Source organism: Streptomyces sp. NRRL S-378 (assembly GCF_000720645.1).
GTDB lineage: Bacteria > Actinomycetota > Actinomycetes > Streptomycetales > Streptomycetaceae > Streptomyces.
Genome location: NZ_JOBX01000003.1, coordinates 123,529 through 137,261 on the forward strand (window position 1 = coordinate 123,529; position 13,733 = coordinate 137,261).

At 72.7% G+C, this 13,733-nt stretch carries 11 protein-coding genes; 5 read left to right on the forward strand and 6 right to left on the reverse strand.

Features of this window, described 5'->3' with window-relative positions; all coding sequences use genetic code 11:
- Positions 1 to 164: 164 nt before the first annotated feature.
- Both IH80_RS0103715 and IH80_RS0103720 read right to left on the reverse strand, forming a co-directional pair.
- On the reverse strand, positions 165 to 1,706 hold the full coding sequence (locus IH80_RS0103715; protein ID WP_078906309.1) for a nucleobase:cation symporter-2 family protein: 1,542 nt from the start codon (positions 1,704 to 1,706) through the stop codon (positions 165 to 167).
- Between the two features lie 547 nt (positions 1,707 to 2,253).
- Entirely contained in the window at positions 2,254 to 2,949 is a 696-nt protein-coding gene (locus IH80_RS0103720) for a TerB family tellurite resistance protein (protein ID WP_030957648.1), read from the reverse strand.
- A 150-nt stretch (positions 2,950 to 3,099) separates the two neighbouring features.
- On the opposite strand from IH80_RS0103720, the gene IH80_RS0103725 reads away from it, so the two are divergent.
- A complete protein-coding gene (locus tag IH80_RS0103725; protein ID WP_199819206.1) occupies positions 3,100 to 3,858 on the forward strand; it encodes an SDR family NAD(P)-dependent oxidoreductase in 759 nt (252 codons plus the stop codon).
- Positions 3,859 to 3,935: 77 nt separating this feature from the next.
- On the opposite strand, the gene leuA is transcribed toward IH80_RS0103725, so the two are convergent.
- Positions 3,936 to 5,699, reverse strand: coding sequence for a 2-isopropylmalate synthase (gene leuA / locus IH80_RS0103730; protein ID WP_030957652.1), 1,764 nt, complete (start codon positions 5,697 to 5,699; stop codon positions 3,936 to 3,938).
- A 405-nt stretch (positions 5,700 to 6,104) separates the two neighbouring features.
- On the opposite strand from leuA, the gene IH80_RS0103735 reads away from it, so the two are divergent.
- The 4 genes from IH80_RS0103735 (at position 6,105) to IH80_RS0103750 (ending at position 9,305) form a co-directional block, all read left to right on the forward strand.
- Positions 6,105 to 7,178: a M4 family metallopeptidase gene (locus IH80_RS0103735; protein WP_030957653.1), complete on the forward strand. Its 1,074-nt coding sequence runs from the start codon at positions 6,105 to 6,107 to the stop codon at positions 7,176 to 7,178.
- 10 nt (positions 7,179 to 7,188) lie between these two features.
- Complete coding sequence (locus tag IH80_RS0103740; RefSeq protein ID WP_030957654.1) at positions 7,189 to 7,458, forward strand: protealysin inhibitor emfourin; 270 nt, start codon at positions 7,189 to 7,191, stop codon at positions 7,456 to 7,458.
- A 28-nt stretch (positions 7,459 to 7,486) separates the two neighbouring features.
- Positions 7,487 to 8,314, forward strand: a complete 828-nt coding sequence (locus IH80_RS0103745; protein WP_051808748.1) for a GNAT family N-acetyltransferase — start codon at positions 7,487 to 7,489, stop codon at positions 8,312 to 8,314.
- Positions 8,315 to 8,609: 295 nt separating this feature from the next.
- Positions 8,610 to 9,305, forward strand: a complete 696-nt coding sequence (locus IH80_RS0103750) for a class I SAM-dependent methyltransferase (protein ID WP_030957657.1) — start codon at positions 8,610 to 8,612, stop codon at positions 9,303 to 9,305.
- A gap of 30 nt (positions 9,306 to 9,335) precedes the next feature.
- Here IH80_RS0103750 and era read toward each other — a convergent pair whose 3' ends face one another.
- The 3 genes from era to IH80_RS0103765 form a co-directional block, all read right to left on the reverse strand.
- Positions 9,336 to 10,286 carry a GTPase Era gene (gene era, locus IH80_RS44530; protein ID WP_037878811.1) on the reverse strand — a complete coding sequence of 317 codons (951 nt, stop codon included), beginning with the start codon at positions 10,284 to 10,286 and terminating at the stop codon, positions 9,336 to 9,338.
- Between the two features lie 980 nt (positions 10,287 to 11,266).
- Positions 11,267 to 12,559, reverse strand: a complete 1,293-nt coding sequence (locus IH80_RS0103760; RefSeq protein WP_037878783.1) for a beta-xylosidase — start codon at positions 12,557 to 12,559, stop codon at positions 11,267 to 11,269.
- Between the two features lie 116 nt (positions 12,560 to 12,675).
- Positions 12,676 to 13,719 (reverse strand): GlxA family transcriptional regulator, encoded by a 1,044-nt coding sequence (locus tag IH80_RS0103765; RefSeq protein WP_030957661.1) that lies wholly within the window; start codon positions 13,717 to 13,719, stop codon positions 12,676 to 12,678.
- Positions 13,720 to 13,733: the final 14 nt, after the last annotated feature.

Consider the following 13,733-nt stretch of genomic DNA (forward strand, 5'->3'; position numbering starts at 1 on the left):
GGAAGGTGCTGGCTTCGTGGGGGGGCTCCGCGCGGAGCGAAGATGATCTTAAGAAGCCGGCGCCCCTCCGCCGTAGCGGTTTTCGGACGGGGACGGAGCGGGGACGGCGACGGCCCCTCGTCCGGACGTCGGTCCGGACGAGGGGTCGGCACCCCTTGGGAGGGTCAGGGAGCGGACGGGGACGGCGAGGGGTCGGCGTCGTCCGCCTTCTCGGCTGCGGGAGCGGGGGCGGCGGCCTGGGCGGGCACCGCCGCGGGGACCTCTGCGGGCGCGGGGCCGGTGCCGGGCGCGGTGTCGACCTCGGCCTCGGCGAGCGCCTGGGCTCCGGCCGCCGGGGCGTCGTGGGCGTTGTCCTTCGCCGGGCCGTTGAAGATGAGGTTGAGCACGATGGCGGCCGTGGCACCCAGCGTGACGCCGCTGTTGAGCAGCGAGGACAGGTCCGCGTCCATGTGCTTGGTGAAGAAGACCGGGACGGTCGCCGGGAGCAGGGCGAAGGCGAGGGAGACGCCGACGATCAGCGCGTTCTTCTCCTCCTTCAGGTCCACCTTGCCCAGGGTCTGGATGCCGGCCAGCGCGACCATGGCGAACATGACGGTCGCGGCGCCGCCGAGGACTCCGTGCGGGACGGCGGCCACGATCGCGGCGGCCTTGGGCAGCAGCCCGAGGATGATCATGAAGACGCCCGCGGCGACGACCACGAACCGGCTCTTCACCTTCGTCATCCGCACCAGGCCGACGTTCTCGGCGAAGGCGACGTACGGGAAGGAGTTGAGGACGCCGCCGAGGGCGGTGGCGGCGCCGTCGGCGCGCAGGGCGCGGGCCACGGTCTCGCTGTCGACCTCCTTGCCGACGATGTCGCCGACGGCGTACGTGTCACCGGTCGTCTCGACCATGGTGATCAGCATGACGATGAGCATCAGGACGATGGGGAACCACTCGAACTTCGGGACACCGAAGTGGAAGGGCGTGGTGACGCCGATCCAGTCGGACTTGGCCACGTCGCCGAACTTCGCGTCGCCGAGGAGGAAGGCGACACCGGTCCCGACGACCAGGCCGAGGAGGATCGCGATGCTGGAGAGGAACGGCCTGCCGAGCTTCATCAGGATCAGGATGAAGAGCATCGTGCCGCCGGCGTAGGCGAAGTTCTTCGGCTCGCCGAAGTCGGGGCTGCCGAGGCCGCCGGCCGCGTCGTTGAGGCCGACCGGTATCAGGACGATGCCGAGCACGGTGATCACCGTGCCGGTGACGACCGGCGGGAAGAGCCGCATGACCATCCGGAAGGCCTTGGCCGGCAGCCAGGCGAAGGCGAAGGTGGCGATACCGGCCGTGATGACCGCGCCGTAGATGACCAGCAGGGCGGCCGTTCCGCCGCCCGCGCCGAGGCCGATGGCGATCATCGGGGACACGGCGGTGAAGGTCACGCCCTGGATCAGCGGCAGTCGCGCGCCGATCCGGCCGATGCCCCAGGCCTGGAGGATCGATGCGATGCCGCAGGTGAAGAGGTCCGCGTTGATCAGGTAGACCAGCTGTTCAGGGCTCAGCTTGAGCGCGCTGCCCACGATGATCGGGACGATCACCGCGCCGGCGTAGAAGGCGAGTACGTGCTGGAAGCCGTACAGCGCGAGCTTGGGGACGGGGAGCACCTCGTCGACCGGGTGCGTGCTCTGCTTTCCGTCGGCGGAAAGCCGGGCGGCGACACGTGCCATCTCAGCCTTGCCCTTCAAGGTAGGTAAGTGAGAGGAGATCTGGTTATCCCTGGGCGAAGTGGGTCGTTAACCCGTTGGTTCGCCAGGGTTTTCAGTACGTTCACGTGGGTCGAAGTCCCGCTGTGCGGGGCGGCGGCTTCTCGGCGTGTGACCGGAATTGAACGCCTGTGGGAGGCCTCACAGATATCGTCGACTTCTACAAACTGTTGACCGTCCCCGGCTTCAGATCTGTAGATTTCTCCAGTGGTGGCGGAACCTGCGCAGGCGTATGAGCCGGGCTTTCCGAAGAAGGCTGTTCCGGCTTCGCGTGAGCGAAGTGCATCGACCACGACCCGCTGCGACCTGCCGGGACGCACTGTGCAGCCGTTCAGCTACGCAAAAAGGAGAGGCCCGTTCCGGCGGCCTCGGAGGCGGCCTGAACGGGCCCGGAGTCTTCGGCTCCGCTGTTCACAAAGTGTTCACCAGGCGAGATTTCGGCCCCCGCGAGGCCGGATCGTTACGTCGGACCGCCGTGTTCCGGCCGGTCCGGGGAGCGCTGCGGCTCCGCTCAGGGCGCGCGCACCGCCGACAGCAGCCGCGCCACCTCGTCCGCGCCGATCCGCAGCGCCGATCCGACGGTGGCCAGCACCTCGCGCTCGGCCGGGATGTACGGGCCGTCGGCGAGGGCGATCCGGGCGCCCTGCAGCAGGATCGACTCCCGGCCCGGACCGGCCAGGTGCGGGGCGAGCGGCTCCAGCGCCTCGTGGAGCTCTATCGACAGCGCGGCCCCGCAGCACTCCGGGATGTCGTACAGCCCGAGCCGGCCCTCGTCCGTGGACAGCGCCTCCACGAGGGACTCCAGCTGCTCCTCGGTGCAGTCCTGGAAGCCGGCGGCCCGTACGGCGCACACGGCGGCCTCCAGCGCGCTGCGCGAGGCCGTCCCGCCCGCCGTGAGCACCGCCAGGGCGACGGTGTGCACGGCGTCCCGCAGGAGGGCCGTGAACCGGGTGGTGGTGAGGTGGTCCAGGACGTCGGTGCCGAAGCGCTCGCGGCAGCCCTGGCACTCGACGACGGGCCCCGCCTGCCCGCGCGGCAGCAGCGGCACCCCGAGGACGGTGAACCGGCGGCGGCCGGTGCGCCTGCGGTAGTTGCGGTCCCCACCGCAGTCCGGGCAGAAGAACTCCCCGTCACCCACGGTGCTCCAGGTGGTACGGATGCCCCAGACCGTCAGCTTCCGGCCGTCCCCACCCCGAACTGGCAGCACGTCGCACCTCCGTGGTCGTCCGGCAGCATCGCCGGGTTGGCGTGATGTTAGCCACATCGGTGAGGATGCGTCAGTCGTGCGACAAGACAACATGTCCCGCGCCCGGGAGTTGGCCGATCTGCGCCCACGGTTCCGCTTATGGTCTGGCGCATGAACGAGAAGTCGTGTCTGGTGACCGGGGCCGCGAGCGGGATCGGCCGGGCCACCGCCGTGCTGCTGGCCCGCTCCGGCGCCCGGGTGACCGCGGCCGATATCAACGGCCCCGGGGTCGAGCAGCTGCGTACGGATCTGGCCGGCGAGGGCCACACGATCACCGTGGTGGGCGGGGACGTCTCCGACCCGGACGACAACCGGGCGATGGTGGCCGCCGCGGTGGAGGCCCACGGACGCCTCGACGTCGCCGTGGCCAACGCCGGAGTACTCCCTCTTTCGGATGTACGGGAGACCACTGCGCAGGACTGGGACCACGTCATGGCGGTCGACGGCCGTGGGATGTTCCTGACGTGCAAGTACGCCATCGAGGCGATGACCGCGCAGCCGCGCCCCGGCGGGGCCCTGGTCTGCGTGTCCTCGATCTCGGGCGTGGCCGGGCAGGCGCGCCAGGCGGCGTACGGGCCCGCGAAGTTCGTCGCGTCGGGGCTGACCAAGCACCTCGCGGTCGAGTGGGCGGCGCACGGGATCCGCGTCAACGCGGTGGCTCCCGGAACGATCCGGACGGAGCGGGTGATCGCGCTGGACGACGAGCCCGGTGGGCCGGAGTACCTCGCGCAGGTCACGGCGGCGCACCCGATGGGGCGGCTCGGCGAGCCGGAGGAGGTGGCCCGGGTCATCGCCTTCCTCGCCTCGGACGCGGCCTCGTTCGTGACGGGCGTGGTCCTGCCCGTGGACGGCGGCTACCTGGCCCGCTGAGGCCCGTGGCCCGCGAGCCCCGGTGACGACGGAACCCCGCCCCTGCGGAAGGAGGAGCGGGGTTCACGGACGAGCGGTCAGCGGCCCGCGCGGTTGACGGCGGAGATGACCGCCTTCAGAGAGGCACGGGTGGTGTTGGCGTCGATGCCGATGCCCCACAGGACCCGGCCGTCGATCGCGCACTCGATGTAGGAGGCGGCCACGGCGGACGCGCCCTCGCTCATGGTGTGCTCGGTGTAGTCCAGCAGGCGGGCGTCGACGCCAATGCCGGCCAGCGCGTCGAAGAAGGCCGAGATCGGACCGTTGCCGGTGCCGTTCAGGACCGTCTCCACGCCGTCCACGACCGCCTCGACGGTCAGCGTGTCCGTACCGTCCTTGTCGGTGGCCGTCGAGCCGGAGCGCAGCTGGATGCGGCCCCACGGGTTCTCCGGGTTGGGCAGGTACTCGTCGGAGAAGACGTCCCAGATCGCCTTCGGCGTGACCTCGCCGCCCTCGGCGTCGGTCTTGGCCTGGATGATCTTCGAGAACTCGATCTGCATGCGGCGCGGCAGGTCCAGCTTGTGGTCGTTCTTCAGGACATACGCGATGCCGCCCTTGCCGGACTGCGAGTTGACCCGGATGACCGCCTCGTAGGAGCGGCCGACGTCCTTGGGGTCGATGGGCAGGTACGGCACGGCCCACTCGATGTCGTCGACGGTCTTTCCCTGGGCGGCCGCGTCGGCCTCCATGGCGTCGAAGCCCTTCTTGATGGCGTCCTGGTGGGAGCCGGAGAAGGCGGTGTAGACCAGGTCGCCCGCGTAGGGGTGGCGCGGGTGGACCGGCATCTGGTTGCAGTACTCGCTGGTGCGGCGGATCTCGTCGATCTGCGAGAAGTCGATCTGCGGGTCGATGCCCTGGGAGAACAGGTTCATGCCCAGCGTGATCAGGTCGACGTTGCCGGTGCGCTCGCCCTGCCCGAACAGGCAGCCCTCGATGCGGTCGGCGCCGGCCATCAGGGCCAGCTCGGCGGCTGCGACGGCGGTGCCCCGGTCGTTGTGCGGGTGCACGGAGATGCAGATGTGCTCGCGGCGGGTCAGGTTGCGGGCCATCCACTCGAAGCGGTCCGCGTGGGTGGACGGCGTCGAACGCTCCACGGTGGCGGGCAGGTTCAGGATGATCTCGCGGCCCTCGGACGGCTGCCAGACGTCACAGACGGCCTCGCAGACCTCCAGGGCGAAGTCCAGCTCGGTGTCGGTGAAGATCTCCGGGCTGTACTGGTAGCCGAAGGTGGTCTCGGGGCCCAGCAGCTTCTCGGCGTACTCCATCACCAGGCGGGTGCCGTCGACCGCGATCTGCTTGATCTGCTCCTTGGAGCCGCGGAAGACGACCCGGCGGAAGGTCGGCGCGGTCGCGTTGTAGAGGTGCACGGTGGCGCGCTTGGCGCCGACCAGGGACTCCACGGTCCGCTCGATCAGGTCCTCGCGGGCCTGCGTCAGTACGGAGATGGTGACGTCGTCCGGGATCGCGCCCTCTTCGATGATGGAGCGCACGAAGGCGAAGTCGGTCTCGCCGGAGGACGGGAAGCCGACCTCGATCTCCTTGTAGCCCATGCGCACCAGCAGGTCGAACATCTCGCGCTTGCGGGCGGGGGTCATGGGGTCGATCAGCGACTGGTTGCCGTCCCGCAGGTCGGTGGACAGCCAGCGGGGGGCCTTGGTGACGCGGGCATCGGGCCAGGTGCGGTCCGGGATGTCCACCTGTTCGTACGCGCCGTACTTGTGGATCGGCATCCCGGAGGACTTCTGGGTGTGGGTCGCGTTCGTGATGGGCGTGGGGCGACCGACAAAAGGCTGCTGGCTCATGGCGTTGGGCTCCTCGCGTGTCCGCGGTAGTTCGCTGGGACGGCCGACGGCGGTAGTGAAAACCGCAACACCAAACTCCGCGGGGAGGGGGCCGGCCTACGACTACAGACCCTCGCCGCGGCAGCTAAGGAGAAGCAGCCCGAAACGCATGATGGACCGAGCCTAGCCGAGCCGCGCCGTAACGCGAGGACCTGTTTCAGTATGCAAGACCCGAGCGTCCGATTTGCACCAAATGTGAGCCAAGCCTCCTTTCCGCCCCCAGGTCGGGGCGATCCCCCCAAAGCGCCCCGGCCCGGCCGTGCGATGACACCAGGCACGTTTCTGCGGAGACGGGAGGTGACACAACCGAATGAATCATGGTTGCAACTGGTGACATGGCGGTGACTCGGTGCCACATTGCCGGGCATGGATGCCTCCCACACTCACCGCCACCCCGTCTTCTGCACGGTCGTGCCGCCGCACCTCCTCGACAAGGCCGCGCTGTCCGCGGACACCCGGCGCGCCGACCTCGCCCAGCGCACCCTCGAACGTGACTCCCTGCTGCGCACCCGGCGCCGGGTCACCGCCGTGCGCGGGCTCGTGCCCACGCCCGCCGCACCGGCGGGCGACGATCCGCAACGGACGATCTTCGACGCCCAGCACCGTACGCAGCTGCCGGGGACGAAGGTCCGCGAGGAGGGCGACCCGCTGAGCAAGGACGCCACCGTCAACCGTGCCTACGCGGGCCTCGGGGCGACGTACGAACTGTTCCTGAAGGGCTTCGGGCGCCGCTCGATCGACGACTCCGGGCTCCCGCTGGACGCCACCGTCCACTACGGCGAGGACTACAACAACGCCTTCTGGGACGGGCAGCAGATGGTCTTCGGCGACGGGGACGGTGACCTCTTCCTCGACTTCACCGTGTCGGTGGACGTCATCGGGCACGAGCTGACCCACGGCGTCACCCAGTACACGGCGAACCTCCGCTACCGCGGCCAGTCGGGCGCCCTGAACGAGTCGATGTCGGACGTCTTCGGCTCCCTGATCAAGCAGTACTCACTGGAACAGACCGCCGACCAGGCCGACTGGCTGATCGGTGCCGGACTGCTCGGACCCGACGTGACGGGGGTCGCCCTGCGCTCCATGAAGGCGCCGGGCACCGCGTACGACGACGACGAGCTCGGCAAGGACCCGCAGCCGGCCACCATGGACGACTACGTCAACACCCACAGCGACAACGGCGGGGTCCACATCAACTCCGGCATCCCCAACCACGCCTTCTACATCGCGGCGACCGAGCTCGGGGGCAAGGCCTGGGAGCGGGCCGGACAGATCTGGTACGACACCCTGACCGGCGGGGACCTCACCCCCAAGGCGGACTTCGCGGACTTCGCCCGGCTGTCGACGGCGGCCGCCGCCACCCGCTACGGGGACGGCGGGGCGGAGCACCAGGCACTCCAGAAGGCATGGTCGGTCGTGGGCGTCCCGTTCTCGGGGTAGGACGGCTCCCATGCGGATTCTGGTGGTACGGACGGGCGGCTTCGCGGGCATCGAGCGACGGGCCGAGGTGGACACCTCCGGCCTGCCGGACGAGGACGAGTGGCAGGCCCTGGCCCAGCTCGCGCTGCGGCCCGGCCCGCCCGGCGACCCGGCGGACCGGGTGCGGGACGGCTTCTCCTACCGGATCACGGTGGACGGCCGGACGGTCTCCTGCGCCGAGCCGCGCCTGTCGGAGGCCCAGCGGGCGCTGATCTCCCGGGTCCTGAAAGAAGGTGCCTGACCACCGGCCCCTTTGCTTGGATGGCCGGATGACCCATCACATGATCGATTCGCCGCTCTCCGAGCTGGAGCGGTACTACGACACGGTGCCGCGGGTGGGCGGGGCCCGGGCCGAGGACTTCGGGCCGCTGACCCTGTTCGTCCAGGAGGGCGCGGGCTGGCCGTACTACGCGCGGCCCGCGCTCGGCGGCTCCGACGCGACGGCCGCCGACGTGGAGCGGGTCCTCGCCCGCCAGCGCGAACTCGGCGTGCCCGAGTCCTTCGAGTGGGTCGCCGAGACCAGTCCGGCGCTTCGCGCCGCTGTGGAGGCGGCGGGTCTGCACGTCCACGCCCACCCGCTGATGGTGCTGGAGGCCTCCGAGGACCTGCCCCCGCACCCGGAGGTACGGCTGCTCGACGCCGAGGACCCGCTGCTGTCGGCCGCACTGGCGGTACCGGCGCTGGCCTTCGCGGACCCGGGCACGGCGGTGGGCGAGGCCGGGCCGGCGGAGCTGGCGGCCGCGCTGGAGGACCCGTCGGTGGAGACCCGCCGGGCGAGCGTCTCGGCGAAGCTGGCGGCGGGCACGTCCGGCATGGCCGCGGCCGTGCGCGACGGCGTGGTGCTCTGCTCGGGCATGTTCAACCCGGTCGGGGACGTCGCCGAGGTCGTGGGCGTCGGCACCCTCCCGTCCGCCCGCCGCCAGGGACTGGCCCTCGGGGTCACCTCGGCCCTCGTCGCGCAGGCCCGCGCGCGGGGCGCCCGTACGGTCTTCCTCTCGGCGGGCGACGAGGACGTGGCCCGGATCTACGGCCGTGCCGGCTTCCGCCGGGTGGGCACCGCCCTGATCGCCGAGCCGCCGGCGGAGCCCGGGGCATGACCGGCCGGCTCCGGCTGCCGTGGCGCCGCAGCCGCACCGGCCGGCAGGGGCCGGCCACCACCCGCCGAGGACGACGAGCAGTGGGCGCGCGGGCGGCGCGCCCCCGCCGGCCTTGCGGGAGTGACGCGAGGGGGGCCTGACCAACCCCCCGCACCTGCGGGGACCGGACTGGGGCCGGCCCGCGCCCCTCTGCCCCGGCCACGTCCCGTTTGCCGGGTCGGCAACATTGTTTGCCGAGCGGGGCGGGGTGGGCGCAGCATCGGGGGCACGAAGACCCCGAGCGGAAGAGGCCCCCATGGCGACGCACCAGCACGACCACGAGCACCCGCACGAGCACGCGCACGAGACGCAGGAGAACGGGAACGGGCCCGTCGCCGGCGGCGCGGAGTTCTGGGACGAGCGCTACGGCGAGAGCACGCGCATCTGGAGCGGCAACCCCAACGCCCTCCTGGTCCGCGAGGCCCAGGACCTCGCCCCCGGCCGGGCCCTCGACCTCGGCTGCGGGGAGGGCGCGGACACCGTATGGCTGGCCCGCCGCGGATGGCGGGTCACCGCCACCGACATCTCGAAGGTGGCCCTCGGCCGCGCCGCCGAGCACGCCGTCGAGGCGGGGGTCGAGGACCTCGTCGACTGGCAGCAGCACGACTTCGCGCAGTCCTTCCCCGAGGGGGAGTTCGACCTCGTCTCGGCGTGCTTCCTGCACAGCTACGGGGACTTCCCGCGCGAGCGGATCCTGCGCCGGGCCGCCGCCGCGGTGGCCCCCGGCGGGACCCTCCTCGTGGTGGGCCACGCGGGCGGGCCGTCGTGGAACCCGGAGGCCCTCGCCGACATCCACTTCCCCACCCCGCACGAGGTGCTGGCGCAGCTGGATCTGCCGGAGGGCGGCTGGGAGGTCCTCACCGCGGCCGAGCACGTGCAGGCCATGACCGACCCGGAGGGCCGGCCCGGGACCCGTCCCGACAACGCGCTGAAGATCCGGCGCATCGCCTAGAGCGCGTGCCGGGCGGGCCCGGGCGGCCGGTCAGAAGCCGAGCTTGCGCAGCTGCTTGGGGTCCCGCTGCCAGTCCTTGGCGACCTTCACGTGGAGGTCGAGGAAGACGGGGGTGCCGAGCAGCGCCTCGATGTGCTTGCGCGACTTCATCCCGACCTCCTTCAGGCGGGAGCCCTTCGGGCCGATGATGATGCCCTTCTGGCTCGGCCGCTCGATGTAGACGTTGGCGTGGATGTCGAGCAGCGGGCGGTCGGCCGGGCGGTTCTCCCGCGGGATCATCTCCTCGACGACCACGGCGATGGAGTGCGGGAGCTCGTCCCGTACGCCCTCGAGGGCGGCCTCGCGGATCAGCTCGGCGACCATGACCATCTCGGGTTCGTCGGTGAGGTCGCCCTCCGGGTAGAGCGGCGGGCTCTCCGGCAGCAGCGGCGCGATCAGGTCGGCCAGCAGCTGGACCTGGTTGTCGCCGACCGCCGAGACGGGGACGATCTCGGCCCATTCGATGCCGAGCTCGGCGCCGAGCTGGTGGATGGCGAGCAGCTGCTCGGCCAGGGCCTTGGACTCGACCAGGTCGGTCTTGGTCACGATGGCGATCTTGGGGGTCTTCTTGATCCCCGCGAGCTCCTTGGCGATGAACTTGTCGCCGGGGCCGAGCTTCTGGTCGGCCGGCAGGCAGAAGCCGATGACGTCGACCTCGGCCCAGGTGGTGCGCACGACGTCGTTGAGCCGCTCGCCGAGCAGGGTGCGCGGCTTGTGCAGGCCGGGCGTGTCGACGAGGACGAGCTGGGCGTCGGGGCGGTGCACGATGCCGCGGACGGTGTGGCGGGTGGTCTGCGGCCGGTTGGAGGTGATCGCGACCTTCGTGCCCACGAGTGCGTTGGTCAGGGTCGACTTCCCGGCGTTGGGACGGCCGACGAAGCAGGCGAAGCCCGCACGGTGCGGGGCGGTGGACTCGGGGGAACGATCGCTCATACGGGCCATTCTCCCCGATGCCGCTCCCAGCGCCGACCAGCCCAGGGCGATGACGGCGAGCACAGCCGCGAGCGGCGGGTGCGCGGCGTAGGCGGCACGGCCCTGAGCTGTGGTTCCGTCGGACCACGCCCGCACCGCCACCCGCGCCCATTCGACCGTGGGCGGGCCGTCCCAGCGGGCCCGCAGGCGCACTTCCTGACCCGGCAGCAGTTCGGCGGGCAGCCCGGAGAGTCCTCGGTCGAGCAGCCGGCGGCCGAGCGCACCGTCGGCGGTGAGGGTGGCCCGGGGGCGGAGGGTGACGTTGCCGATGTTGTGGAGGGTGTACGAGACCTCCGCGTCGGCGCCGCGACGGTCCACGGTGACGTCCCGGACGGCGAGGGCGGGCGCGGTGGGGCCGGTGACCCGCAGGTACAGCCGGGCGCCGACGGCCTGCTGCACCCCGATGCCCCGCGGGGCGGCGGCTCCGGGCGGCCGTTCCTCCAGGGCCGCGACGGCGCCGGGGTGGTCCCCCGGCGCGGCGCGGTCGGGGACGGTGAGCGTGAAGCCGACGCGGACCGTACCGCCGGCCGGGACGGTGACCCGCTCCCGCTCGAGCTTCGTCCACGCGGCGACGGCCCGGCGCGGCTCGTCGGGCCCGCGGAGGGCGAAGCCGCCGTCGCGGGCGGTGTTGTGGGCGTCGGCGACGTAGAGGCGGAACGTGCGGGGGCGGTCGGTCCCGTTGGTGACGGTGACGGCGTCGGAGACGCTCCGGCCGGGCGCGGCGGCGAGGTGGAAGCAGGGCCGCCGGCCGACGGTGCTCGCGGCGGGCAGGACGGACCACCGGCCCTCCTCGGCCCGTGCCGGCCCGCCGGGCAGCAGGACGAGGCCCGTCGCGGCCACGGCCGTCGCCAGCACGGCGGCCGACCGGAGCCAGGGGCTTCGCACCGCGGCGCCGCCCGGGGCCCTGCCCCCGGGCCTCCGCGCCCCGGTCGCCCGCGAGGCCGGACGCCTCACGACAGGGTCAGCGTCAGGACCGCCGTGTAGGCGCCCGGCGGGGTGTAGGGCGGCACGTGCAGGGTGACCGCCGCGTCGATCGTGAAGGTGCCGCCGACCAGTGGTGCGTCGGGGGTGGAGGCCAGGAGCGCTCCCTCCGGGCCGACGACGCCCGCACTGCCCGGCGTACAGGGGCTGGGGCTGCCCGGGGCCGCCACGCACGACGGGGTCCAGGACAGGGACGCGCCCGGGATGCGGATCCCGCCCGGTCCGGTGAAGTCGGTGACCTTGCCGGTCAGGGACCAGCCGGCCGGACCGCCGCGGTCGTCGGTGACGGTCACGGTGCCGATCCGGCCGGGGGCGGCTCCGCCGTCGCCGTACGGGACCGCGCCGAGGGTGATGTCCTCGCCCGCCTGGGTCATGCCGAGCCCGCCCGGCTCAACGGTGGCGGTGACCTTCTGCGTGCCCGACGTCGGCGGCGCCGCGTCGACGACCGTGTACGCGGCCGGACCGGAGCCCTGCCGCGCGGACCAGGCCGCACCCTCGTAGGCGATCATGGCGGTGGTGGCCCGGTCGGTGACCGGCAGCTCCACGACCGCCGTGCCCAGGCCGTCGGCGGTGGCGCTCACCCGGTCCGCGGTCTCGGCGGCGCCGGCCCGCCCCGCGACGGTCACGGCGGCGCCCGGCGGGAAACCGGCGGCGGTGACCTTCACCCCGGCTCCGGGCCTACCGTGGGCGGCCGCGAGGAGGACGGTGCGCAGGTTGGCCGTGGGCAGTCCGGTGGCAGTGAGGCGGGCAGAGACGGGCGCGGCGTCCGGGGCGGCGGCGGTGCAGGTGGTGTCGAGGTCCACCCGGTGGCCGGTGTGCAGGGTGTAGGCGCCCGGGGCCAGGGTGATCTCGCCGGGCGCGGTGACGGTGAACGTACCGGTCATGGTGACGGCGGGCAGGGACGCGCCGGCCGGGACGGGGTCGTTGCGTTGCGCGCCGACGACGGTGACCTCGCCGCTCTGGGCGCCCGCCAGCAGGATCCGGCCGGCCGGGGTGAGCGTGTCGGCGGGGAGTTCACCGCCGACCGGGTTCAGGGCCGGGGTCCCGAGCACCTGGTAGGTCACGGTGACGGTGTCACCGACCCGGGGTGCCGGGTCGTCCACGGTGATCCGGGCGGTGGTCCGCCCGGCGGCGGGCGGGAGTCCGGCCTCCTGGGGCGCCAGGCACTGCGTGGGGAAGTCCACCTGTCCCGGGGGCGTCTCCCCCTCGGCCGCGGCGGGTGCGCCGAGGGCGCCCCCGGCCGAGGCCGCGAGAGCGGCCACGGCGACCGCTGCCGACCATCTCCGGTTCCGCGCCCGTGTTCGCACTGCCCGCCCCCTGGGTTCCCTCGCGCCGCGCCCCGCGCAGGGGGCCATTCACGAGCGGACGACGGGAGAAGTCAATGCACGGACCCCACATCGACTGATGGCCCATCAGGAGATGGCGGCGTGGTGTCGCTGCCTCCCGCTCCTGCGGTGGCCCGGAAGGTCCGCCGGTAGGCCGTCGGACTCACCCCCAGCGCCGCCTGCACGTGCTTGCGCAGCGACTGCGCCGTCCCGAAGCCGCTCTCCCGCGCGACCTGTTCCATCGACAGTTCCGTCTGCTCCAGCAGCCGCCGCGCCCGCTCCACCCGCCGACCGGTGATCCACTGGCCCGGGCTGACGCCCGCCTCCTCCCGGAAGCGGCGGGTGAAGGTCCGTACCGACATGGCCTCCTGCCGGGCCATGTCGGTCAGCCGGAGCGGCTCGTGCAGCCGGTCCAGCACCCAGGCGCGGGCCGCGGTGGTGGTGGCGAGCTGCGGCTCCGGCATCGGGCGTTCGATGAACTGCGCCTGTCCGCCCTCGCGGTGGGGCGGTACGACGGTCCGCCGGGCGGCGTCGTTGGCGACGGCCGCCCCGTGGTCGCGGCGCACGATGTGCAGGCACAGGTCGATGCCGGCGGCGACGCCCGCGGAGGTCAGCACGTCCCCGTCGTCGGTGTAGAGCACGTCGGGGTCGACCCGCACGGCCGGGAAGAGCTGCTGGAAGTGTGCGGCGGAGGCCCAGTGGGTGGTGGCCCGCCGGCCGTCCAGGTAGCCGGCGGCGGCCAGCACGTAGCCGCCCGTGCAGATGGAGACGAGCCGGGTCCCGGGCCGGATGTGCGCCAGCGCCGCCGCGAGCTCGTCGGTCAGCCTGCCCTCCTCGTGGACCGGGCCCAACTCGTACGAGGCCGGCACGACCACCGTGTCGGCGGTGGCGAGCAGCTCGGGGCCCCGTGCGACGTGGATGTCGAAGTCGGCGTCCGTGGGAACCGGGCCGGGGGCGAGCCCGCAGGTGAGGATCCGGTACAGCGGCCGCCCGTCCCCGTCCTTGGCGCGGCCGAAGATCCGGTGGGGGATCCCGAGCTCGAAGGGCAGCAGCCCCGGGAGGGCCAGGACGACGACGCGGTGGGGCGAAGACTCCATGGCCCGATCGTATC

Bases quoted from the DNA above. Each gene is read 5' to 3' on its own strand.
- leuA (WP_030957652.1), bottom strand. From the start codon at position 5,699: ATGAGCCAGCAGCCTTTTGTCGGTCGCCCCACGCCCATCACGAACGCG.
- era (WP_037878811.1), bottom strand. From the start codon at position 10,286: ATGGCCCGTATGAGCGATCGTTCCCCCGAGTCCACCGCCCCGCACCGT.
- IH80_RS0103725 (WP_199819206.1), top strand. From the start codon at position 3,100: ATGAACGAGAAGTCGTGTCTGGTGACCGGGGCCGCGAGCGGGATCGGC.
- IH80_RS0103715 (WP_078906309.1), bottom strand. From the start codon at position 1,706: ATGGCACGTGTCGCCGCCCGGCTTTCCGCCGACGGAAAGCAGAGCACG.
- IH80_RS0103740 (WP_030957654.1), top strand. From the start codon at position 7,189: ATGCGGATTCTGGTGGTACGGACGGGCGGCTTCGCGGGCATCGAGCGA.
- IH80_RS0103735 (WP_030957653.1), top strand. From the start codon at position 6,105: ATGGATGCCTCCCACACTCACCGCCACCCCGTCTTCTGCACGGTCGTG.
- IH80_RS0103745 (WP_051808748.1), top strand. From the start codon at position 7,487: ATGACCCATCACATGATCGATTCGCCGCTCTCCGAGCTGGAGCGGTAC.
- IH80_RS0103765 (WP_030957661.1), bottom strand. From the start codon at position 13,719: ATGGAGTCTTCGCCCCACCGCGTCGTCGTCCTGGCCCTCCCGGGGCTG.
- IH80_RS0103750 (WP_030957657.1), top strand. From the start codon at position 8,610: ATGGCGACGCACCAGCACGACCACGAGCACCCGCACGAGCACGCGCAC.